Below are 21,803 nucleotides of genomic sequence, written 5' to 3'. Positions count from 1 at the left end.
GGTCACAGCGGCATGAACGGCTTGCGCGTGGCGCGCCTGCCCTTGGACAGCCCGGCGGGCAGCGGGTAGCGCCGCACCCATCCGTACATCGTGATCGGGCTCCTGCTGATCATTTCCTTGTACGCCACCGCGGCCTTGCCCCTGAGATACCAGTGGCGCGGAGAGTCGTCGTGGCGGACGAACTGGATCACGGCGTCTTCGCGACCGAGGCTGACCGGTTGGTGGAAGTATCCGAACCGGAACGGCCTGACCTTCTTGCCGGACATCTCGCGGGCGATGCAGTCAGCGGCGTGGGCGCCCGACGGCATCCCGCTCTGGCAGGTGCCGTGGATCGGCCCCCACGCCTGGCGGACGGCTGCCGCATCCCCGACCGCGTAGATCTCCGGATGCGACTGCGACCGCAGCGCCGCGTCGACCAGCACCCGGCCGCTGCCGTCCACGGCGATGCCGGATTCGGCGGCCAGCGCGGGCGCGCGTACGCCGGCCGTCCACAGGCAGACGTCGGCCGGCACGGTCTCCCCGCCGGCCAGGGCAACGGCGCCGGGGAGCACCTTGGTGATCTCGGCGTTCGCCAGCACGGTCACGCCGAGCCTGGCGAAGGCGGCGTTCACATGGGCGCGTGCCTTCTCCCCCATCATCCAGCCGGGCCGCTGTCTGCTGATCAGGGTGACGCGCAGGGCCGGATGGTTCTCGGCGATCTCGGTGGCCGCCTCGATGCCGGTCAGGCCCCCGCCGCACACCGCGGTCGTCCCGCCGATCTCGTCCAGGGCCGCCATCCGCAGCGCCATGCGACGGGCCAGCCGCGGGTCGTTGAGGGTGTAGGCGTGATCGCTGACACCGGGCACGATCCCGGCGTCGGTGTAGCTGCCGAGCGCGTACACGAGCCTGTCGTACGGCAGCGCCCGCATCCCGCCGGCCGCGGACACCGTGACCTCACCCCCGACGGTGTCGATGGCCTTCGCGCATCCCTGGACGAACACCACCCGGTTGCCGAGCAGGTCGGGAATGCGGTGATGAGCCAGTTCGTGCCCGGCCGCGACCTGATGCATCCGCAACCGCTCGACGAACAGCTCGGACGGGTTGACCAGCGTGATGGAGACGCTTTTGCCGCGGGTGCGCAGCGCCAGCCGGGCCGCGCTCATGACACCGGCGTAGCCACCACCCAGGACCACGATGTTCATCAGCGTTTCTCCCCTGCACGTCATCTGCTCGCTGTTTCGTGCAGGTCTCAACGCTAGGAACGGCCGGCGTCCCGCGGTATCGGGCATGTGCCTTAATCGCGGGCCCGCCCCGCAGGACACGGCAATTAGGGTCACATGCCCGATACCTCCGACGGCGTGCCGTTCCTAGCGTGTGACCCAAGAACTTCACCGAGAAAAGGAGAAGGCAGATGAACATCGCCCCGATCCAGCCGGATTCGTCCGTTGGCTACGCCCTGACCTCCGGGCGTCTCGTGCCGACGGTGGTCGCGCTGATCGCGCTGGCCGGCGTGGTCGTCGGCGGGCTGGCACTGGCCCGTCCCGGCGGCCGGTTCGGCCAGTCCCGGAAGGCGGCCAACGCGGCCCTGACGGCGGGACTGGTCAGTGTGGCCGGCGGCGGCGTGTGGGCCGCCACCACCGCCGGCACCGGCTTCGGCACCGGCAACGGATTCGCCGGCGCCCTCGTCGCCGTGATGCTCGGCCTGGTCAGCCTGGCCCTCGGCGGACTGGTACGGGCCCGCGCCCACAACGGGCACCCGGCCCGGTCCGCGTGAAGGTCACCGCCACACAGCAAGGCAACCTCGCCTTCCTGCGGACCGCGATCGCCTTGCAAACCGTGACAGTCTTCATCCAGGCGATCACGGCCGGGCTGTTGCTGTCCGTACCCAGCGGTGGGGTGCTGCACAGCGCTGGGGCGTACACGGCGTTCATCGTGACGCTGATACACCTGATCGCCGCGACCTTGGCGTGGCGGCCGGGCGGCGGTTCGCCCCGGCCCATCCTGTACGCGGCCGGGTTCTTCGGGCTCGTCTCGGCGCAGGTAGCGTTGGGCATCGCGCAGGTGACGGCCCTGCACATCCCCTTGGGCGTCCTGCTGTTCGGGATGAGCGTCCTTCAGCTCGCCTGGATCCGGACCGGCCGCCGCACTCACCCGGCCGAGCCGCTCTCGACGAGTCAGCTCAGGCTGGACGGACCTGACAGCCGACCAATCAAGGAGCGCCCCGTGCGGTGAAACCTGCGCAGAATCTCGCCCGCATGAGGAAGGGTGTCGTCCTGCTCACAGAGCGCAGCCCGCTCATGGTGATCAGTTCCGGGATGAACCGGATCATGACGACCACGGCCGTTCTCCCGGGGGCTGGTCGGGCCTGGAATGTCGGCGAGAATCAGCAGCACGTACATTGCTGCCCGACCGGATGTGACCAAGCGACTCAACAGGTGAGGAGCGTATCCGTGTCCACCGTCCCCCCCGCCCGCAAGAGCGGACGATCCTGGGCCCTGCTGCTCGTCCTGTGCGGCACGATCTTTCTCGAGGGCAGCGACGTCGCCATGCTGGCGGTTGCCATCCCCACCATCCGCGCCGACCTCGGCCTGACCACCGGCACCGCGGCGTGGGTGATGAGCGGCTACGTGCTCGGCTATGCCGGTTTCACCCTGCTCGGCGGCCGCGCCGCCGATCTGCTGGGCAGGCGACGCATGTTCCTCACCTGGCTGGGCGTCTTCCTGGTCTTCTCCATGCTGGGCGGCTTCGCGACCGACGGCTGGATGCTGGTCGTGGCCCGGTTCGTCACCGGCGTGGCGGCGGCCTTCATGACCCCCGCCGCCATGTCGATCATCACGACCTCCTACCCGGAGGGACCGCAGCGCGACAAGGCCCTGCTGGTCTTCGCCGGCGTCGGCGCCGGCGGCTTCTCGCTGGGCCTCATCATCGGTGGCCTGCTGACCGAACTCGGCTGGCGCTGGGTGTTCTTCGCCCCGGTGTTCCTGGCCGGCGCCATCCTGCTCGCGGCGCTCAGGCTGCTGCCCGCCGAAGGCCGGCCTGAGCCCGCACATCGCGGCTACGACCTGGCCGGCGCGGCCAGCCTCGCCGCCGCGATGCTGCTGCTCGCCTACGGCATCGTCCGGCTCGAGCACCGCGGCGAAGGGCTCGGGCCGGCCCTCGGCGCGCTCGCCGCCGGGCTGGCATTGGTGGCGGCATTCATCGTGATCGAACGGCGCGCCAAAGCGCCGCTCGTCCGGCTGGGGATCTTCCGCAAGGCCGCGATGGTCCGGGCCAACCTCGCCGCGCTGCTGTTCCTGGGCGCGTTCTTCGGCTTCCAGTTCATCGTCACGCTCTACCTGCAGGAGCTGCGCGGCTGGTCCTCGCTGCAGACCGCGATCGCGCTGATCGTCATGGGATGCGACGCCGTGCTGGCTCCCATCCTCACCCCCCGCCTGGTGAACCGGTACGGCCACGCCCGGGTGATCTTCGGCGGCTTCCTGCTGGCGATCGTGGCCTACGGGCTCTTCCTGCTGGTGGAGATGGACTGGTCGTACGCCGCGATGTTCCCGACCCTGATCATCGCAGGCACCGCCTTCGCCCTCGCCTACGGTCCGCTCACGATCGCGGCCACCGACAGCGTGGCGGAGGAGGAGCAGGGTCTGGCCGGCGGCCTGCTGTACACCTTCACCCAGTTCGGCTCGGCCGTCGGGATCTCCGCGGTGACCGCGGTGTACGGATTCGCCGCGGCCGGCGCCGATGGTTCACCGGGCGCGGTGCTGGACGCCTACCGCACCGCGCTCGTCGTCCCGGTGATCATGGTGCTGCTGGGGGCGGCGGTCTCCGCCTTCGGCCTGCGCAGCGCCAGGCCCGCCGGCCAGCGGAAACGATCGCTGTCGCACGAGACCGGGGAACGCTGCGGGGTTTCCGGAAGATCGTGAGCCATCTCAGCGACTTAGAGAACTTCGCGAAAGACCAAGGGCTAGAAGGACGTCAACCGCGACCGCCGATGCTCCATGCTGAGCATGTCCCAGCCACCCTTCCTGGCTATCCGTGAGGAGTCCCATTGACCCGGTACGCCATCGATCGCAGCCGCAACGCCCTCATCGCCAGCTGGAGCACTGGGCTGGGGGACGTAGCGGTGGTCGTAGCCGGTCTTCCTTCCGGGATCTCCAGCCGCGACGCCCTGAATCTGGCCAGGGCGCTGACCCAACTCTCCGAAGCGTGCTGGCGGTGCTACACCCATCCAGCCAGCGCCGCAGACAGCCACGAGCCCCACTCCGAAGGCTGGCGCCGGCAAGGCGAACGCGACGCCTTTACCGTCGTCCCCACCGCGTTGACGAGCCCCAACCTGCCCTCAGACGGCCACATGATCCACTCCTACATCCGTGTCGAAGAAGCCGCACACCGGGTCGGCCGAGCCCTGCACACGCTCGACGCCGCCGAGCTGACCACCCGCGTCACCATCGACGTCGCCGCCGAACTGGCCGCCATCGAGCAAGCCGAGCTGGGCAACCTGTCCGAGCGTGCCCGACAGGCTGTCGCCCTCACCCGCGAGGACGCCTCGCCTGTCCAGGTGGCCCAAGCCGACAGCATGCTGCACGACGACCCCTTCGGCCCCGAAACGCTCTTCACCGAGATCGACCCGGCCGCGGCTGCCGTCGCCGCCGCGCATTGGCTGCATGCGGCGGCCACCATCACCGCCGAGTATGCCGGGCTGCCCGCCACGCAGATCGTGGCCGAGGCCGACAACATCGAGGCCCTCCCCCACGAGACCCCGACCCTCGTCCTCGAGCTGATGGCCGACGGCGCCTCCCCCCGCCAGGCGGTGATGCCCATGATTCGCGCTGCCCTGCGTGTCGCGGAAGGCGAAATCCCCAACATCACGGCACTCAAACAACGGATCACCGCCGCCGAGCAGATGATCGACAAATGGCGCGATGCCCAGCCCGAGGTGAGCCTGGACACCCTCAACCTGCGGATCACACCCCTGGATCCCACCCGTCCGGCTCTCGACCTACTCGAAGACCTGCTCAGCGGAATTCGCGGCTGCTGGCTGCTGTATGCCGAGTACGCGATCGATCGCGATGAAGCAGGTGATCTCGACGATGAGGACGCAGAGGACTGGCAGGAGCACCGCACCGCATCGTTCTTCGCGGAAGTCCGGGGAGAAGCGGCCGACCAGCGCAAGCGCCTGCTGTAATCCAGCTTCACCAACGCCGCGGCGTTGAAGGTGACGAGGTGGTGCTGGCCTTGCCCCACCGCGGCCAGTGGTACTCCCTACTCCGCAACACGCTGCGTTATGGTCACGCGGCAAGGCCCTGCTTGAGAGCCGCGGCCATGCGGACGACACGCTCTGCCTGGTGGCGGGCGGCGTTTCGGGTCTGGTCGCCGATGGGCGGGCAGGCGAGAACGATCCGATGACCGACGGCCTCGCCCAGCTCGACCAATACTTGGACCGGCTCACCCTGGCCACCGGCGTGCTGGTGATCTTCGACCGACGCCCCGAGGCCCCACCGTGGAAGGAACGAGGCGGCTTTGAGCAGGCTCTCACGCCGTCCGGCCGCCAGGCCACCGTCCTGCGTGTGAAGGGTGTCCTGGGTCGGTGGACGTGCTGTCATGCAGCCCCAGATGGCCGACCTTCTGGTGCTGCCCTGTCCGTCCAAGCGCTGACTGTATGTGGCCGAGGAAGTCGCGGACCCGCTACCTGTCCCTGTGCTCCGTGCGCTGCCGGACCGCCGGCTGGGTGACCTGCGGCCGGAGCCGGAGCACCGCGCTCGCGGCGCCGAACGGCGATCTCGCCGTGACGGAGGAGACGCCATGGAAAGTTCGAGGACGGCTGGCCGGACAGCGACGGAGTCACTGCCCGCCATTCGGACTGGCCACAGCGACGTGACTCGCTCACGCGCTCTCGGGTGACAGTGAAGGTCGCCGTGAGGCGTGAAGATCGAGTGTGGTTGCCCGCCGACGTCGGGACCGGCGAGGAACTCGACTTGCTTCGCGGTGGAAGGCCCGTAGATGTAGAAAGTCGAGGCCATCGTGTCATGCGCTGGACTGTCCGCTTCTAAGCTCCCATGCATGGCAAAGTACTTCGATGTACATCCGGACAACCCGCAACCTCGGATGATCCGTCAGGCGGTCGATCTCCTTCACACGGACGGGCTGATCGCGTACCCGACAGACTCGTGCTACGCGTTGGGGTGCAGACTGGGCAACAAGGAGGGCATCGACCGGATCAGGGAGATCCGGCGTCTCGACGACGACCATCACTTCACCCTAGTTTGTAAGGACTTTGCCCAGTTCGGCCAGTTCGTTCACGTGAACAATGCGCTGTTCCGCTCGCTCAAGGCGGCGACTCCCGGCGGCTACACGTTCATCCTGCCCGCGACGAAGGAGGTGCCGCGGCGGTTGCTGCATCCCAGGAAGAAGACGGTCGGTGTTCGGATACCCGATCACGTCGTCACGCAGGCGTTGCTGACCGAGCTCGGCGAACCGCTGCTGTCCAGCACCCTGCTGCTGCCCGATGAGACCGAGCCGATGACGCAGGGCTGGGCGATCAAGGAAAGACTGGACCACGTCGTGGACGCTGTGATCGACTCCGGCGAGTGCGGTGACGAACCGACGACGGTCATCGACTTCTCGCAGAACGAGCCCCAGATCCTTCGCAGAGGCACCGGGGACCCGTCCCTCTTCGAGTAGGTGATCGGGACAGTCAGGCCCTTCGCGTAGCGCGCCGAGCACCTCGCCGAGCTCGTCCGCGAGCACTGGCACCACGGCACTCCTGGGCACAGGCCGACACGAGAGCAGGAAGAAATTCTGGCCACAGCGATACGAATCAACAACGGGTCGTGAACCATCACATCAAGATCATGTTCCTCCGATGTTCCCGCATCTCATCGCGCGGCAGCCGGCATTTGATCATCTCCGCGCGTCACTTCTGCACACCATCCCCAGGTCTCGTCACCATGCGACCAGTGAGAGCAAACGGGAGGCACGGGTGGCCCGGATCATCGAGCGCACGGGTGGCCCGGATCATCGAGCGCACGGCCAAGAACGGCGCGACGTCCTCGCTGGTCACGCTCAGCGGCGAGAACCGGTCGCACGGCTACCCCAAGGGCTGCCACGGCATCGAAGACCCAAACTACGACGCCACACGCGACCCTGAGATGCCAAGCTTCGAACACCTCCCGCTCGACCAGGTCACCCGCCGAGTGTTGCGCAAATGGGTGGAATGGATACTCACCAAACCCTCCGCCGGCAACCAACATCAACCCCGCCCACCCCTGTCGGACGAACATGGCGCACGACGATGGGCCCAACCAAACGACGTCGCCGTGAAGAGGACCGGCCGCGTCTCCCCCAAGGTGCTGCGCCAATGGCAAGAAGCAGGCTCGCCCTGGCCTGCACCGCCGGGCGTCGGGACACTGTTGGCCGTCCTTCCAGCACAGCCCGACCGCCTACGTCCCGTCGCTCAGATCGACTCGGGCGGAGGCTCGTCGGTCGGGAGCGGCAGTGCCACGATGCGGCGGGCCTCCGATTCGGCCACGCCGAACATCCGCAGGACGTTGAGCACGGTCTGGTCGGCGATGTCGTCGACCGAGGCCTTCGGGTCGGTGGCGCAGAGGTGCATCGTGGCGATCAGGCACCCCGCGGTGCAGGCGAGCGCAACCCTGACGTCGTCGATGACGAAGCGGCCGGCGGCGATGGCCGCCTCGATGTCGTTTCGGGCGTGCACCGCATGGCCGTACGGCGCTTCCAGCAGCGCGCCCCTGCTGTTCATCATCACCTGCGCCAGCCGGGGGCGGGTGCGGACGAGCCGGCCGGTGAGTCGCATCGACGTCGCGAAGACCACAGCCGGGTCATCGACGTCGGCGAGCAGCCGCTCCAGCCAGGCGGCGTGGGTCTCGAGCGCCTCGGCGATCGCCGCGTCGAGCAGTTCTGCCTTGGACGAGAAGTGGTTGTAGAACGTACCGAAGCCGACGTCGGCGGCATCTGTGATCTGCTGGATGCTGACCTCGAAGTCACCGCGCTCGGCGTAGATCTCCTGCGCGGCCTCGATCAGCGCCCTTCGGGTGCGCAGCTTGCGCCTCTCTCCACGCGACGGCTGCTGTTCCGGCATGGTCGGAATCGTAGCCGGGGCGAGCGTCCCGTTACTCACCGCAGTACCCCGGACGGTCCTGCGGCCTTGATCACGCGGTCGGGGTCGACACTGACCCAGGCGACGCCGGCGTCCTGCAGCCAGCGTGCGAGGAACCGTTCGCCTTCGCTGCCCTCCGGATCGACGGTCAGCCAGGCCGAGGGCAGGGCGCCGGGGACGGCCGCGAGGTCGGTGCCGGGAAGCGCGACGACCGCTGTGCGGTCGCCGAGCACCCGGTCGACCAGTACGGATTCGCCGTCCGGGCCCGGCAGGTGCACGAGCGGGAGGAGCGCGCCTCGTACGCTGCGGGGGGTGCGCCGCTGGACTCGGGGGCCGGGTGTGAGCGGCGGGCTGCCGGTGTCCAGCACGACTCGCCGGGCTGTCCGGGAGTGGGCGAGGGCGGGCAGGAGACGTCCCCGCACCAGCTCGGCGGCGCGGCCGCCGCCGGTCATCAGCCGGCCGACGGTCTTGGCCCGCTTGATCATCGCCGTGGCGTGCGGCCGGCGTTCGGCCTCGTACGAGTCGAGGAGCCCCGGCGCCGCGCGCCCGCGCAGCTCAGCGGCCAGCTTCCACGCGAGGTTGTGCGCGTCGCGGAGCCCGGCGCAAAGGCCCTGGCCGATGAACGGCGGCGTGACGTGGGCGGCGTCGCCGGCGATGAAGACCGGGCCCGCGCGCCAGCGGCGGGCGACGCGGGCGCGGAAGGTGTATTCCCGGCACTTCAGCAGTTCCAGGCGGTCGTCCGGGATGCCGCGGACCCACGGGTCGATGAGGCGGCGCAGCGCCGGGATGCCGTCGTAGTCGTCGGCGCTCTCACCGTCCAGCAGCTGGAACTCCCAGCGGTAGCGGTCCGGCCCGATGCGCATGTACGTGCCTGCCCGGTGCCGGTCGCACACCTGGTGCACACCGTCCCAGGCATCGAGACCCAGCTCGCAGCGGACATCGACGACCAGCCAGCGCTGCTCGAAGCCTAGATCGTCGCTGTCGATGGCGAGTTGTCCGCGGACGGTGCTGTTGGCGCCATCGCAGCCGATGAGGTACAGGGCCCGCAGCTCGGCCGTCGCGCCGTCCGGCTCGCTCACGTGGGCGGTTATCCCGTCGGTGTCGGTGTCGAAGCGGAGCAGCTCGTGGCCGCCGAGGATGGTCACCTCCGGCAGGCGCTTGAGGTTGTCGCGCAGCAGGCGCTCCAGGACCGGCTGGTCGAACATGTTGGCCTGAGGAAGCCCCGCGGCCGTCTTCCGCTCGCGGGAGAAGGTGGCCAGCTCACGGTGGCGCCCGTCGACGAGCCGCAGCCCGGCCGCGGGACGGGTATGCGCGGCGAACTCCTCACCGATACCGACCTGGTGGAGGATCCGGTACACCTCGTCGTCGACGTGGACGGCCCGCGGGAGCGGATAGATGTCATGGTGGCGCTCGACGACCGCGACCCGGCACCCGTACTGGCAGAGCAGGGTCGCCGCCGTCAGGCCGGTGGGACCGCCGCCGATCACGATCACGTCCCATTGGCCGGCCAGCGCATGGAGACCCTTCGTGGTCACTGCTCCGCCTCCTCGGTGTCCATGCGTATCTCGACGTTGTAGCCCCGCAGCACGGCGGCCGCATCGGCCCCGGCGCCGCCGGTCAGCCGCACGACCAGCCGCCCCTCCTCGTAGCGGACGCCGACCTCGACGCCGTCGATGCCGTGCTCGGCGAGCTCGGCACGGAAGTGCCGGGCGGCCGCCCCCTCGCGCAGCGCGGGCTTGAACGGCTTGCCGATCTCGGTGACCGGGATCGCGTCGAGCACAGTGATCGACTTCGGGCGCGCGGCTGGTTCGCTGATGTGCTCGGCGACCCAGGCCGTCAGTTCTTCCACCGTGATCCCAGTTGCGGAGAGAGCGACAAATGCCACCGGGACCTCGCCAGAGGTGCGGTCGGGCCGGCCGACGGCACCGGCGGCGGCCACGGCGGGGTGGCCGAGCAGGGCGTCCTCGATGACGGCAGGATCAATGTTGTGGCCGCCGCGGATGATCAAATCCTTCTGCCGGCCGCGGAGATGGATCCGCTCGTCGCGTACGAAGCCGAGGTCGCCCGTGCGCAGCCAGCCGTCGACGACGCCCTCGGCGGACACCCACCTTCGGTTGCCGTCGCGCCGCAGATACCCAGCGAACACGGTCGGGCCGCCGATCACCAGCTCGCCCGTCTCGCCTGCGGGCAATGGCCGCACCGTGCCGCTCGCCTCGTCGATCTTCGCAGCCACCAAAGTCTGGTAGGGCAGCCGCTGTCCGACCGAGCCGGGGCGCACGTCGCCCGGCAGGGTCGCCGACGATGCGCAGGTGGCCTCGGTGAGGCCGTAGCCCTCAAGCAGCTGCAGCCCCGTCCTCTCGGCGAACATCCGCCGCACGCTGTCCGGCAGCGGCGCAGCGCCGACGACCGGGAGTTCGAGCGAGCTGATGTCGGCGTCGACCGGTATGGCGGAGAGGTAGGCGTAGACGGTCGGCACCGCCGACATGGCGCGGGGCCGGTAGTGCTCGACCAGTCGCCAGAAACCGGTGTACAGCTTCGGGTCGCGATAGCCCAGCGGGCCCGGCCAGATCGACCGCGCTCCGGACACCAGCGGTGCGATGGCGGTCACCAGCAGCGCGTTGACGTGGAAGAGCGGCAGGCCGGCGACGATGCCCTGCCCCTCGCCGGAGCCGCCCGCGACAGCGATGCTCCACGCCATCACCGCCTGGTTGCGGTGGGTGTGCGCGGCCACCTTGGGGGTGCCGGTGGTGCCCCCGGTGTGGAAGAACGCCGCGAGGTCGTCGGGCGCCGGCGGCGCGGCCGGGAGTCCGGCGGGCTCGGCCGGTCCGTCGGTCACCAGGTCGTCGAGGCGTACGGTGCGCAGACCCGGGCGGGCCTCCAGCGCGGGCGCCGCGGCTCGGTCGGCGCCGTCGGGCGACAGCGCGACGAGGACCTCGATGCCGAAGTCGGGGGCGCCGTCCAGGAGCCGCTTCCACAGCGCCTCGTCCAGCTCGGGACCGGCGGCGACCAAGACCCGGGAGCCGGTCAGGCGCACGATGTGCGCGACGTGGCGCACGTCGAGCGCGGCGTTGACGGGGGCCGCGATCCCGACGGCCTCGGCCGCCAATGTGACCGCGAGGAGGTCGCTGCAGTTGGGGGCCATCAGCGTGACCGCGTCGTCGCGCCCGATCCCTAGCCCGTGCAGTGCGTGGGCGATCGCGTGCACGCGGTCGTGCAGTCCGCCGAAGCTCACCGGCACGTGGTCCTCGATCACGGTCGCGTCGGGAATCCACACCGAGTGCGGCACGTCGGGCCACCGCTGCGCGGCCCGTACGAGCAGGTCGTACGTCGTGAGCGCGAGGTCGCGGTCGGCGAGCGGGACCCGCTCGATCTTGTGGAGGTCGGCCACCGAGGTCAGCGGGGGCAGACCGGCCGCCGGACCCGGCGTCACAGGGCGGCCCTTCGCGCCTGTCCGCGCACGACGTTGGACTGCCGGCCGAGGTCGATACCGCGTACGGGGTCGGTGATGGTCGCGGCGACCACGTCGCCGTCCTTCAGGTAGTTCGGGTTGCCGGCCTGCCGCTTGAAGAACGCCTTCCACTTCACCGCCGGGGGCAGCAGCGCTCCGATCTTCTCGGCGACAGGTCCCGGGGACTTGAGGGCGGTGCCGCCCGGCGTGCCGGTGAGCAGCAGGTCGCCGGGGTCGAGGGCCTGGAAGCGGGCGAGCAGGGTGAGCGCGCGGGCGGGCTTGACGATCATGTCGGCGACGGTGCTGTTCTGGCGGACCTCTCCGTTGACGCTCAGCGTCAACCGCAGCCGCTCCAGTCCGGCCAGTTCCTCGCCGTCGACGAGGGTGAGGAACGGGCCGACCGGGGTGAAGGTCGGGTAGGACTTCGACTCGTAGAACTGCGTCCGGGTCAGCTGGATGTCGCGGGCGCTGATGTCATTGGCGACGACGATGCCTGCGACGACGTCGGCGAGCTCGTCCTCGGCCACTGCCTCACCGACGTCGATCCGATGCCCGATCACCAGGCCCAGCTCGACCTCGTAGTCGAGGAGCCGGACGTGCTCCGGGCACCGGATGTCGTCGGTGGGCCCACAGACCGAGCCGGACGACTTGCGGAAGAAGGCCGGCGGCACGGCGTCCGGGTTGAAGCCGGAGTCGTGTGCGTGGCTGCGGTAGTTGACCATCTGGGCGACCACTCGGGCCGGCGCGGTCACCGGAGAGAGCAGATCAACGTCCGCGAGCACGGGACCCTCGAGGTCGGGTGCGCTCGCGGCCTTGCCGACCGCCGGGCGGTCGGCGAGGAGTTCGCGTGTGGTCATCGCGTCGGTCAGGATTCGGGTCAGCCGGCCGCTGTGCTCGACCCACCAGCCGTTTTCGGTGCGAGCCACGTTGATGCTCATGCCGCCATCGCTTTCGCCAGTGCCTTCAGCACGTCTTTGTCGATTTCGCTGGCCTCGTCGCGGAGCGCCTTGAGAAGGGCGGAGACCATGCCCGGGGTGGGCTTGCCGCCCAGGAAGTCGCGGGATACGGGCGGGCCCCACTGGGCGAGCCCGCTGGCGCTCATCGGCGCCCAGCCGGGCTCCAGGGAGCAGTCGAAGAGATCACCGTCGGCATAGTGCTCGACCATCATCCTGTCGGGGTCGCGCCAGTAGTCGAAGATCTGGCTGCCCTGGATGTGCCGGCCGATGCCCCACACGCGGCGGTAGCCCTGCGCGGCGAGGTGCTCGCCGCCCGCGGCCACCGCGTCGAGGTCGGTGACCTGGTAGGCCGAGTGCACGTAGCCGACGCGTGGCCCGAGGTGCATGGCCAGCGTGTGATGGTCGGTCGGCACGGACCCGAGGTCGCAGCGCAGGAAGGCCATCGTGGGCCCGCGGTCGCGGAGTTCGTCGAGGAAGAGGAAGTCGCTCACGATCAGCCCGAGCGCCTCGAGATACCACTCCAGCGTGCGCCGGAACCTCGTCGTCTCCAGCACGACGTGCCCGAGCCGCTGCACCTGTGCCGCGGCCTGCGGGGGCCGCTGGGTGGCGTTGAGCCGGACCGGCTTCGTGCCGACATTGAGGTCGAGCGGCTCACGCTCGGCCAGTGCCGGAAGCCGATCCATGCCGGCGACGACCCGTACCGGGAAACCGCTCGGGTCGGTCAGCTGGACGCCCAGACCGCCCTGGAGCGGGAGTGCGTTGGCGCCCGCCCAGCGGGCCAGCCGCCGCACGTCGGCGACGGACTCGGCGACGAACGTCGGCCCGACGAAGCGGGCATGGCGGCCGCGGCGGATGATCAGACATGGCAGCGCCGACCAGGTGCCGCGCAGGCTGAGCCGGTCCGGCGTGCGCGAGTGCACCACAAACCCGAAGTCGCGGGCGAAGCGCTCGGCCCGGTCAAGGTCGGGCTTGACGAACTCCAGCCATCCGAGCTCCACCACCTTGATCACCGGGTTGCGGGCCCTTCCCGGATGCTCCCCGCGCAGAGCGCCGAGCTCGCTGTGCAGCCCGTGGTGGACGTCTGCCGGCCCGGCCGCACCGGCCGGTATCTCGATCTCCATCATCGGCGAAACTCCCTTCTCAATGGACCGGTCGCGACGCCCCGGGGGCGTCGCCGACCGTGACCGACAGCAGGTCGTGCCCGACCGACACCCGCCCCTCGAACCCGCCTTGGCGCACCTCGTCCTCGAACTCGGCCACCTGCTCCGGCGACGTCGGAGCGGGGATCAGATGCGTCAGCACCAGGTGCGGCACGCCGACGCGCTTGGCCATCGCGCCGAGCGCCACGGTGTCGGCGTGGTAACTGAAGATGGTCTCGAAGCGCGTCCCTTTCACGAGCTCCGCCAACGCCGAGCTCCGGCACGCCTCATGGACCAGGACGTCGGCGCCGGCCGACAGCTCCGCAACCTCGTCGCAGACCCGCGTATCGCCGGAGACGACGACCACCCCGTCCGGCGTCGTCACCCGGTAGCCGACGGCCTGCTCGACCGGCTCGTGCCGCACCCGTACGGCCTCGACGCTGACCCGGCCACAGGCGCTGCGCCAGACCTCGGCGGGGGCGTCGGGGAGGTCGAACCAGTGGCCGATCACCTCAGGCGGGCCGTCCTGCACATGCTGTACGCGCACGTTGACGTCGTACTCGTTGGCCGCAAGCACGCGCCGTACGAACCCGGGCGCGTGCCCGTCGACCGCCACCACAGGAAGGGGGCCGGTGCCGTGCATGTGGTCCTGCACCCACCGGGTGTGCACCAGGTCGGCGACGTCGCTGACGTGGTCGCTGTGCAGATGCGTGAGCAGAAGAGCGGACAGCTGGTACGGGCCGATCCCTGCCTGGGCCAGCCGCATCAAGGTGGAGCGCCCGGCATCGATTTGGAGGTGGACATCGCTGTGACTCACAAGCACGCCGGGTCCAGCGCGATCCGCGCTCGGGAAGGGCACGCCGGTGCCGGTCAACGTCACGGTGGTGGTCATCTGGCTGGCTCCTGTCGTCGCAACCCTTGACAAATGATGAGTTCATCAGTTCTGATATGTCAAGCGTAACTGATCCACATGTCACTTAAAGACGGCAGACGGTAGGAGAGCAGGCGCCCGATGACCGAGCCCGGCACAGACAAGGCACACAACCCGTTCCCTGGCCCGCCACGCCGCGCGGCCGACATCGCACGGCACATCGTCGACGCGCTCGCCGCACCCGCGGCATTCCTGATCGTCGAGTCCGGTAACGGCCCCGAGTGGGGCGCGGTCGTCGCGCTGCTGGTCGCCCTGGCGGTCAGCGCGGTCCGCAGGCACCGCGGCGACTCGCTGGCCGTCGTCACGCTGTCGACCACGGTCGTGGCCTTTCACAGCGTGAGCGCCATCGCGTTCGGCGAAGGGCGCGCGTTCTACTTCCCCGAACTCGTCGTCAACGCCGCCGGCCTGGTGGCGTGCGCCGGCTCGCTGCTGATCGGGCGGCCGCTCACCGAGGCGGTCTGCCGCAAGGCCGGGGTGGAGCCGTCCCGAACGGCCGGCGATCCGGCCGCCCGGCGCCGCCACGTCCGCCTGACCGCAGGCTGGCTCGTGCTGTGGGTGAGCCACCTCGTGCCGCTCAGCTACCTCTACGCGGCGAACTCACTCGTCGGGCTCACGCTGGTCAGCGCCCTGTTCTGCAAGCCGTCGCTGCTGGCGATGGCCGCCTTCACCGTCGTGGTCGTACGCCGGGCCGTGCGGCAGGGTCCGTACGCCGCTGGCGCCGCACCGGACCATCAAGTGGTGGCTGCCACGTCTGAAGGCCGCCCGGCACCCCGTCGAAAGGACCCGTGATGGTGCCCGACTTCGGGCACGCCTTCGCCCTCCGGCACGAGCAGGGACTCGGCCCCTTCGACGCCGCCGATGCCTGCGGCGTGCCTCGCCCGGAGGTGATCGCGCACGACAACGTACTCGCGCGCTTCCGGCGTTACGCCGAAACGCAGGGCTATAACATGCTCATCAACCGCCGTCAGTTCCGCATGCCAGACCTCGTCTGGCCGACCGAATTCCGGGAACCGGACGTCACCTTCTCCGACGCTCATATGGTCGAGGCCGGTGGTCTCCGCCTTGAACTCACCCACCACCGGGGCGAGACAGACGACCATGTGGTCGGCGGGCTCCCCCAGCAGCGGATCCTCTTCCCGGGCGACCTGTTTCTCGGCGTCGCCCCGAACGCCGGCAACCCGCAGAAGGTGCAGCGCTACCCCGTCGAGTGGGCCGCCGCCCTCCGCTGGATGGCCTCGCTCGACGCCGAGTTGATGCTCGGCAGCCACGGCATCCCCGTCGCCGGCGCCGATCGCGTACGCGCGGCCCTGGAGAACACCGCCCGCTACCTGGAGGCCCTCGTCGACCAGACACTGGCCTGCCTCAACGACGGCGCGACACTGGTCGAGACCCTGCACCGGGTGCGGGTGCCGGATGATCTGGCCGCGCTGCGCCGCCCTCGCCGCCGAACTCGCCGCGCTCAGCGGCGGCGCCCAGGTCCTCGCCGACCGCGCACTGGAGCTGTCCCGCGCCGGCGAGCACCGGCTGGCCTGCCACCTCGCCGGTGACGCCGCGCCGGAGGACAGGGCCGTCCACACCGCCCGCGCCGAGGTCTACGCGCTCCGCGCCGCCCACGAGCGCAGTACCATGTCGATCGGCATCTTCAGCTGGGCCGAGGCCGAGTCGCGGGACGTCCTGACCGGCCCCGATGCAATGACCGAGCTCGCGACGAGGCCGGCGACCTGAATCCGTGGCCGATGCTTTTCCGGTTCGCGGAGTTGCCACACGTAGCGGCGCACGATCTGCCTGCCCATTCGGATGATTGTCTTCAGTGCCCGCTGAAGGCGCTCGGCGCGGGTGGCCGGCAGCCTGCACCGCACCGCTGCTCAGGGCCCGCGACAAAGGACTACCGATGCCCTCCACCCTCGTGCTCAACAGTCCCGAGGTCGATGCCGTCGACATCCGCGGAGGAGTTCATCACCGAGCCGAGCCGGCCAGCTTGATCGCGGCCTCGAAGGGACGTGGCGAGCACCCCTCCTGCAGGTCCTCCCCCTGCATGTCGCGGGGGAAGGCGACGCTGATCGCCGAAACGAGGCAGGCATCCTCGCCATACGTCTCGTGCACGCGCCGCCGAGGGCGGTGATCAGCGTCGCCAGCCCGGTCAGCGTGATGATCCTCGGCAGTTCCTGCTGAGACGTGCAGCCGACCGGTGAGGAAATAGACGGCATAGGTGGTGGTGAAGGTGCGATCATCGACCCGTCCGGACGGGAAGCGCACAATCCCAAACGATCAACGCTGGGTATAGATCACACCCACCTTGTCCAGTTCGGCGCCGGAACGGCCGTGGAATCCGGCGATCTGCCAACCCGCCGGAGCGGCAAAGGTGGTGCAGTCGGAGGTGGTGGATCCGCCCGCGAGCGTCCGGCCGAGGTTGGTGGTGAAGCGCGCATAGAAGATGCGCGTGTGCTCGTTCCGGACACCACGGCACAGATACAGCGACGAGGCATACTCGTCCGCGCCCAGTGCCAGTGTCCTGGCTGTGCCACCGGTGCCGCCATGCGCCAGCACGGTACCGTCTTGTTGGGTCAGCCCGATCCGGTCGACGCGAGAGCCGGCCTGGAGCGACAACACGATCGCACGGGCGCGTGCGGGCACCACGTCGGTGAAATAGGTCCCATGGGGGCCGCCGAACTGCTCGCTGAGCTGGAACGAGGGGTTGAGAGACCAGGAGAACGACGTGCTGATCGGGTAGTGGTCGGACAACATGGCACCCGCCGCGTCGCGGAAGGCGGCGTTGTCGTTGTTGTAGCCGGTGGCGGTCAGCATGACGTAGGAGCCGCTGCGATAGAGGATCTTGTCGACCACCTCACACGCGTTGGTCACCGCCGCATCGTCACAGACCAGCGCGGGTGATCCCGCCTCCGGCGGGGTGCCCCCACGCACGTGCTGCACCCACACGTCCGCAAGGCCGTTCTGCGCGAGCAGGTCACGGATGTTGTCGCCAGTGCGGGTGTAGCGCGTGTTGGTGTCGCCGTAGACGATCACCGGGTGCCCCGCCGAGTGCGACTGGATGAACGCCGACAGCTGCAGCAGGTTCGCCCGCCGCGCAGCCAGGTCGCCGCTCTCGCTCCCGGCATCGGCGTGCAGGTTGTACAGGTGCGCGTAGACGCCCGCGGCCAGCCGTACCCGCATGAACGTGAACCCCTTGGGGGTCAGGCAGTCGCCCGAGCCGATCGAGCACGTGCTCCAGGTGACGCGCTCGAAGTCGTCAGCGTCATACGGCCGGCCGGACAGCGTGTTTAGGCCACTGCCGAATGGGACGCCGCCGCTGGTCGGGGTCCGGTACGGATGGTTGTCGGCGGCGTAGAGCGCGGCGTGGTAGTTGAAGTCCTCCTGGACATGCACGATGTCGTACGGCGCCAGGCGCGCCCCGATGATCGGCGTGTTGGTGGCCGGGTCGCCGCCGGAGATGACGTCGGGCAACCCGGCGATGTTGTAGCTCAGCAGGGAGAACGTGCCGGAGGCGGCGTGCGCGGGCAGCGGCGCCCAGATCGCGACCAGCAGGACGAACAGCGGGAGTAAGCGCACAATCCTCATGGCCGCGACGGTAGAGAGCGAAGGTTACGCGTGTACATAGCAGCGTTCATGAGGAGTTCTCGTGTCTGCGGTTGTTCCCTTGCCCGGCGATCCCGGAGAAAGAGGACCTGTGAACGTAAACAAGGATCGGCGAGCGCTCCTCGCCGGAGCGGGCCTGGTGGGCGCGGGCGCGGTGCTCGCCGACCCGGCAGCGGCCCGGGCTGACTCTCCCAGGCGCCCTGAGCGCCGGCGCGGCTATCTGTGGCTGGCCGGTGACCACCACCTGCACTCCCAGTACAGCAACGACGCCATGTACTCGGTCGCCGCGCAGGCCGAGCGCGCGGTGGCAGGCGCCCTGGACTGGATCGTCATCACCGACCACGGCAACGTGCCCTTCGCCACGCACAGCGTCAACCCGCTGGTGGCGGACATCCGCGCGGCCAGGGAGCAGCACCGCGACAACCTGCTGATCTTCACCGGGCTGGAGTGGAACATTCCGGCCGGCGAGCACACGACGCTGATGCTCGCCCCTGGCCGCAACGAAGCCGCCTTCCTGCAGGAGTTCGTCTCCAAGCACGACGCCAGGGTGAACGGCACCAGGGACGGCACACCCGCCAACGAGGAGCTGGCCGTCAAGGCCATCCAGTTCCTGCGCGAGGCCGTGCGGCGCGGCCGGATCGACGACGCGCTGGTGCTGCCCAACCACCCCGCGCGGCTGGGCATCAACTCCCCCGCCGAGACCCGGGCCTGGCGGGACACCGCACCCGAGATCGTGATCGGCATGGAGGGCGCGCCCGGTCACCAGGCCGCCGGCCTGCCCGCGCCCGGCATGTCCAGGGGCCGCGGCCTGTACGACTCCAACCCCGGCACCTGGTCCTTCCCCGGCTACCCCGCCGAGGCCTACCGGACCTGGGGCGGTTTCGACTGGATGACCGCCGCCGTCGGCGGGCTGTGGGACAGCATGCTGGCCGAGGGCCTGCCGTGGTGGATCACCACCACCTCCGACGGCCACCAGGGCTGCGGCGACTGGGTGAAAAACCCGGTCGACCCGCTCAACCAGACCGGCTACGACTCCATCCCCTACAACGACCGGGGTGACACCTTCAACTCGACCGGCCGCTTCCCCGAGCCGGTCAATGCCGGCCGGCCGATCACCGAGTACAGCTCCCTGCCCCCCGGCGCCTACAACAAGACCTGGGTCGGCGCCACCGGCTTCGGCTACCGCCAGGTCATCGAGGCCATGCGCGCGGGCCGCATGTGGGTCTGCTTCGGCGACCTCATCGCCGGGCTCGACCTGCGGCTGGGCCACACTTCGATGGGCGGGACCGAGCGGGTACGGCGTGGCGAGAAGGTCAAGGTGACGGTCACCGTCGATATGGCCAACCGGCCCAACGCCACCGGCCTGGTGCCCCGCGCGGCCCGCGTGGACCTGATCTTCGGCACGGTCACCGGCCCCGCCGCCGACCGCAGCACCTTCCGTGCCCCCGACACCCGCGTGGTCAGGTCCTGGGACGTCTCCGGTCGCACCGGCACGGTCACGCTGGAGCACGAGGTAACCGCCGAGACCTCGTTCTATGTGCGGGTGCGCGGCACCGACGGCAAGCGCAGCGCCCCGGGCTACTTCGGTGCCGACGTCGACCCGGCCGGGCCCGCCATCGACATGCCCGGCCAGGCCAACCCGTGGGAAGACCTCTGGTTCTACTCCAACCCGGTCTTCGCGGCGGTGCGATAACGCCCGGGCGAACCCACGGCGCGGCAGCTGGCGATCCGGCCGTGAACAGAGTCGCACGCGATCGCTCAGGAGTACGGCAAGCAGGGCCTGCGCGCGGTCAACGTGGTGCCGGGCGGCATTCCCGGACCGGAGAAGGTGGCGGGAGTGGTGGCGATGCTCATTTCCGATGACGGCGTTCATCACTGGCACCGAGATCCGGGTGGACAGCCATCGCCTCTGTACCACGGGCGTCGGGATGGCCGGTAGCGGGCTGGCCGTGCTCCGACGCGCCAAACCGGCGAAGCGCACAACGGCCACGGCCCACCCGCACCGGTTCCCGTACCTGTACCTGCACTTGATCGCCGTGGTGCCAGAGTTCCGGGGCACCGCCTGCTGGCCGCGATCATTCAGCCGAGCTTCTCCTTGGCACGTGCTCGACACTGTCCTCGACATCACCGGCTGGCTCATCTTGCTTCGTGCAGGGGTGAATCGTGTGGCGGACGGCAAGATAAACCGCGCGCACGGCGAGAATGCGCTCGATCCTGTCAATGATTGGCGCGAAGAACTGCCGCCGGTGGTCGGCGCTGGTCATCGAGGTGACGGCGAAGTACATGGTGCCGAACCCGGCGAACAGTGTGCCGATGCGCAGCAGCGCCACCGGCACCATGGGAAGCAGGACCGAGGGCGCCGGTTCGGCGCCGATCCACTGCTCGGCCGTCTCGGGCGTGACCACGAGCAGGCCCAGGACAAGGAAGAACGCGAACAGTGCCACGCCGACCACGGCTGCCTGCACCAGTTGGCGGACGGCTAGCATCAGCAGTAGGTTGCGAACCTCGCGCCCGCCCAGCGGCACCGCCCGCAGGGGGGCACCTGAGGTCAGGTCCTCGATCGGCACCTCCGCCAGAGGCGTACCCTGACACGCCGCAGCCAGCCGGCGCGGGCTGAGATCCTGCTCGACCCGCCCGATCTCCTCGCGCAGGCGGGTGGCCGCCGCCAGCACGGTGACCACGGCGAACAGGGCGACGACCAGCGCCACCCGCCACCAGGACAGCCGGTTCATCGCCTGCCACAACTCGCCAGTGAAGAAAAGGAAGAGCGTCACGAACAACAACGGCGGCAGTGCCCGGCCCACCAGATGCAGGCTGTTACGGAGGTCGGAAAATGTGCGCCGGACCGCCCGGCGCAGCAGCGCGCCCAGGCCGTACGTCGTTGCCAGCAGCGTCGCCACGAACACGGCGGCGAAGAAGATGACGAACCCCAGCAGCCCGACCACCTGGCTCGCCGGCGGCGTGACAGTTCCGTCGACGACGAGCTGCAACAGCGGTACGGCCACCGGCATCGCCGCGTATCCGGCGAGGATCGCGATGGTACCCGCACGGGAGAAGCGGAGCGACCGCTGGACGAACGCGCTCGTCGTCGCCCATACGATCACCGTCACGACGACGACCCCGCCGAGTAGGGCCCAGAGTCCCGATCCGGCCGTCCTGAACGGCACCAGCCAAACCAGGCTGGCGAGCGCCACGAACGCCAGCGCCGGAAGCATTCGCGGGAGCACGTGCGTGACGAGGCCGTACCCCTCGATCATCGTGGGCGCACCACGGCGCACGAACCACCGTTCGGTCTGGCGCACCAGGGCGGGAGAGACGGGGGACTGCACGGATCGCATCCTTCCCTAGCAAGTCGCGTCAAGGCGAGAGCCGACCTCGCGCTTCTGCAAGCTCGGTCCGGTCGCGCCAAGTCCGAGGCAGCTTACTTCCGGTCGAGGCAGGGACGAATGCCCACGTCGAAACCACCCCAGCTCAGCGGCAGGCCCGGCCTGCCAGGCGATCAGGGCCTCAGCGTCGGCCAGCGCCTCCCCCGGATCACTCCGCTGCTCCGATGCCGTCCGGCGCCGCGCCGCCTAGCGTCACCGGCCATGAGACTCCTCATCGTGCTGGCCCTTGCCGCCGGCCTGACCGCCCCGCCCGCCGT

Annotated in this window: 19 protein-coding genes and 1 pseudogene; 9 read left to right on the top strand and 11 right to left on the bottom strand. The window is 69.7% G+C overall.

From position 1 onward, the window contains the following. Positions 1-2: 2 nt before the first annotated feature. Positions 3-1,181 carry an NAD(P)/FAD-dependent oxidoreductase gene (locus tag Q9G87_RS11645; protein WP_305916285.1) on the bottom strand — a complete coding sequence of 393 codons (1,179 nt, stop codon included), beginning with the start codon at positions 1,179-1,181 and terminating at the stop codon, positions 3-5. A gap of 209 nt (positions 1,182-1,390) precedes the next feature. Between Q9G87_RS11645 and Q9G87_RS11640 the strand changes: the two genes are divergently transcribed. The 4 genes from Q9G87_RS11640 (at position 1,391) to Q9G87_RS11625 (ending at position 5,158) form a co-directional block, all read left to right on the top strand. Next, the gene (locus tag Q9G87_RS11640; RefSeq protein ID WP_305916284.1) at positions 1,391-1,753 is read left to right on the top strand and encodes a DUF6223 family protein; all 363 of its coding nucleotides are present in this window, start codon (positions 1,391-1,393) and stop codon (positions 1,751-1,753) included. 62 nt (positions 1,754-1,815) lie between these two features. Next, positions 1,816-2,211, top strand: a complete 396-nt coding sequence (locus tag Q9G87_RS11635; RefSeq protein WP_305916283.1) for a COX15/CtaA family protein — start codon at positions 1,816-1,818, stop codon at positions 2,209-2,211. Between the two features lie 218 nt (positions 2,212-2,429). Next, positions 2,430-3,896, top strand: a complete 1,467-nt coding sequence (locus tag Q9G87_RS11630; protein WP_305916282.1) for an MFS transporter — start codon at positions 2,430-2,432, stop codon at positions 3,894-3,896. A gap of 125 nt (positions 3,897-4,021) precedes the next feature. Next, on the top strand, positions 4,022-5,158 hold the full coding sequence (locus tag Q9G87_RS11625; RefSeq protein WP_305916281.1) for a hypothetical protein: 1,137 nt from the start codon (positions 4,022-4,024) through the stop codon (positions 5,156-5,158). A 103-nt stretch (positions 5,159-5,261) separates the two neighbouring features. Here the strand turns inward: Q9G87_RS11625 and Q9G87_RS11620 are convergent, their stop codons facing one another. Continuing rightward, on the bottom strand, positions 5,262-5,576 hold the full coding sequence (locus Q9G87_RS11620; protein WP_305916280.1) for a hypothetical protein: 315 nt from the start codon (positions 5,574-5,576) through the stop codon (positions 5,262-5,264). A gap of 457 nt (positions 5,577-6,033) precedes the next feature. On the opposite strand from Q9G87_RS11620, the gene Q9G87_RS11615 reads away from it, so the two are divergent. Then, a complete protein-coding gene (locus tag Q9G87_RS11615; protein WP_305916279.1) occupies positions 6,034-6,654 on the top strand; it encodes an L-threonylcarbamoyladenylate synthase in 621 nt (206 codons plus the stop codon). Positions 6,655-7,426: 772 nt separating this feature from the next. On the opposite strand, the gene Q9G87_RS11610 is transcribed toward Q9G87_RS11615, so the two are convergent. Genes Q9G87_RS11610 through Q9G87_RS11585 form a run of 6 tightly spaced genes read right to left on the bottom strand, consistent with a single transcriptional unit; the run spans position 7,427 to position 14,527 of the window. After that, entirely contained in the window at positions 7,427-8,074 is a 648-nt protein-coding gene (locus Q9G87_RS11610; protein ID WP_305916278.1) for a TetR/AcrR family transcriptional regulator, read from the bottom strand. Between the two features lie 35 nt (positions 8,075-8,109). Further along, entirely contained in the window at positions 8,110-9,627 is a 1,518-nt protein-coding gene (gene mhpA / locus Q9G87_RS11605) for a bifunctional 3-(3-hydroxy-phenyl)propionate/3-hydroxycinnamic acid hydroxylase MhpA (RefSeq protein WP_305916277.1), read from the bottom strand. Further along, positions 9,624-11,522 carry an acyl-CoA synthetase gene (locus Q9G87_RS11600; protein ID WP_305916276.1) on the bottom strand — a complete coding sequence of 633 codons (1,899 nt, stop codon included), beginning with the start codon at positions 11,520-11,522 and terminating at the stop codon, positions 9,624-9,626. The genes mhpA and Q9G87_RS11600 overlap by 4 nt, the downstream gene beginning before the upstream one ends. Next, positions 11,519-12,478, bottom strand: a complete 960-nt coding sequence (locus Q9G87_RS11595; RefSeq protein WP_305916275.1) for a fumarylacetoacetate hydrolase family protein — start codon at positions 12,476-12,478, stop codon at positions 11,519-11,521. The genes Q9G87_RS11600 and Q9G87_RS11595 overlap by 4 nt, the downstream gene beginning before the upstream one ends. Then, positions 12,475-13,620 carry a VOC family protein gene (locus Q9G87_RS11590; protein WP_305916274.1) on the bottom strand — a complete coding sequence of 382 codons (1,146 nt, stop codon included), beginning with the start codon at positions 13,618-13,620 and terminating at the stop codon, positions 12,475-12,477. Before Q9G87_RS11590 ends, Q9G87_RS11595 begins: the two co-directional genes overlap by 4 nt. 16 nt (positions 13,621-13,636) lie before the next feature. Beyond that, positions 13,637-14,527 (bottom strand): MBL fold metallo-hydrolase, encoded by an 891-nt coding sequence (locus tag Q9G87_RS11585; RefSeq protein ID WP_305916273.1) that lies wholly within the window; start codon positions 14,525-14,527, stop codon positions 13,637-13,639. Positions 14,528-14,647: 120 nt separating this feature from the next. Between Q9G87_RS11585 and Q9G87_RS11580 the strand changes: the two genes are divergently transcribed. The 3 genes and pseudogenes from Q9G87_RS11580 to Q9G87_RS11570 all read left to right on the top strand — a co-directional run bounded on the left by Q9G87_RS11580 (position 14,648) and on the right by Q9G87_RS11570 (position 16,291). After that, positions 14,648-15,355, top strand: a complete 708-nt coding sequence (locus tag Q9G87_RS11580; RefSeq protein ID WP_305916272.1) for a DUF3159 domain-containing protein — start codon at positions 14,648-14,650, stop codon at positions 15,353-15,355. Next, positions 15,355-15,774, top strand: a pseudogene (locus tag Q9G87_RS60635) (MBL fold metallo-hydrolase); the annotation flags it as partial. The gene Q9G87_RS11580 and the pseudogene Q9G87_RS60635, both read left to right, overlap by 1 nt. A gap of 205 nt (positions 15,775-15,979) precedes the next feature. Then, positions 15,980-16,291 carry an alkyl sulfatase dimerization domain-containing protein gene (locus tag Q9G87_RS11570; protein WP_305916270.1) on the top strand — a complete coding sequence of 104 codons (312 nt, stop codon included), beginning with the start codon at positions 15,980-15,982 and terminating at the stop codon, positions 16,289-16,291. Positions 16,292-16,522: 231 nt separating this feature from the next. Here Q9G87_RS11570 and Q9G87_RS11565 read toward each other — a convergent pair whose 3' ends face one another. Further along, positions 16,523-16,822, bottom strand: coding sequence for a hypothetical protein (locus Q9G87_RS11565; RefSeq protein ID WP_305916269.1), 300 nt, complete (start codon positions 16,820-16,822; stop codon positions 16,523-16,525). Between the two features lie 12 nt (positions 16,823-16,834). Continuing rightward, complete coding sequence (locus Q9G87_RS11560) at positions 16,835-18,142, bottom strand: jacalin-like lectin (protein ID WP_305916268.1); 1,308 nt, start codon at positions 18,140-18,142, stop codon at positions 16,835-16,837. 109 nt (positions 18,143-18,251) lie between these two features. On the opposite strand from Q9G87_RS11560, the gene Q9G87_RS11555 reads away from it, so the two are divergent. Further along, the gene (locus tag Q9G87_RS11555) at positions 18,252-19,853 is read left to right on the top strand and encodes a PHP domain-containing protein (RefSeq protein ID WP_305916267.1); all 1,602 of its coding nucleotides are present in this window, start codon (positions 18,252-18,254) and stop codon (positions 19,851-19,853) included. A 382-nt stretch (positions 19,854-20,235) separates the two neighbouring features. Here the strand turns inward: Q9G87_RS11555 and Q9G87_RS11550 are convergent, their stop codons facing one another. Beyond that, entirely contained in the window at positions 20,236-21,489 is a 1,254-nt protein-coding gene (locus Q9G87_RS11550) for a hypothetical protein (protein WP_305916266.1), read from the bottom strand. Between the last annotated feature and the right edge of the window lie 314 nt (positions 21,490-21,803).

The sequence above is a fragment of the Nonomuraea turcica genome, assembly GCF_030718205.1.
Classification (GTDB): domain Bacteria; phylum Actinomycetota; class Actinomycetes; order Streptosporangiales; family Streptosporangiaceae; genus Nonomuraea.
This window is presented reverse-complemented; position numbering and strand designations above follow the sequence as displayed.

Bases quoted from the DNA above. Each gene is read 5' to 3' on its own strand.
- Q9G87_RS11560 (WP_305916268.1), bottom strand. From the start codon at position 18,142: ATGAGGATTGTGCGCTTACTCCCGCTGTTCGTCCTGCTGGTCGCGATC.
- Q9G87_RS11585 (WP_305916273.1), bottom strand. From the start codon at position 14,527: ATGACCACCACCGTGACGTTGACCGGCACCGGCGTGCCCTTCCCGAGC.
- Q9G87_RS11580 (WP_305916272.1), top strand. From the start codon at position 14,648: ATGACCGAGCCCGGCACAGACAAGGCACACAACCCGTTCCCTGGCCCG.
- Q9G87_RS11570 (WP_305916270.1), top strand. From the start codon at position 15,980: ATGATCTGGCCGCGCTGCGCCGCCCTCGCCGCCGAACTCGCCGCGCTC.
- Q9G87_RS11645 (WP_305916285.1), bottom strand. From the start codon at position 1,181: ATGAACATCGTGGTCCTGGGTGGTGGCTACGCCGGTGTCATGAGCGCG.
- Q9G87_RS11595 (WP_305916275.1), bottom strand. From the start codon at position 12,478: ATGAGCATCAACGTGGCTCGCACCGAAAACGGCTGGTGGGTCGAGCAC.
- Q9G87_RS11620 (WP_305916280.1), bottom strand. From the start codon at position 5,576: ATGACAGCACGTCCACCGACCCAGGACACCCTTCACACGCAGGACGGT.
- Q9G87_RS11640 (WP_305916284.1), top strand. From the start codon at position 1,391: ATGAACATCGCCCCGATCCAGCCGGATTCGTCCGTTGGCTACGCCCTG.
- Q9G87_RS11590 (WP_305916274.1), bottom strand. From the start codon at position 13,620: ATGATGGAGATCGAGATACCGGCCGGTGCGGCCGGGCCGGCAGACGTC.
- Q9G87_RS11610 (WP_305916278.1), bottom strand. From the start codon at position 8,074: ATGCCGGAACAGCAGCCGTCGCGTGGAGAGAGGCGCAAGCTGCGCACC.
- Q9G87_RS11615 (WP_305916279.1), top strand. From the start codon at position 6,034: ATGGCAAAGTACTTCGATGTACATCCGGACAACCCGCAACCTCGGATG.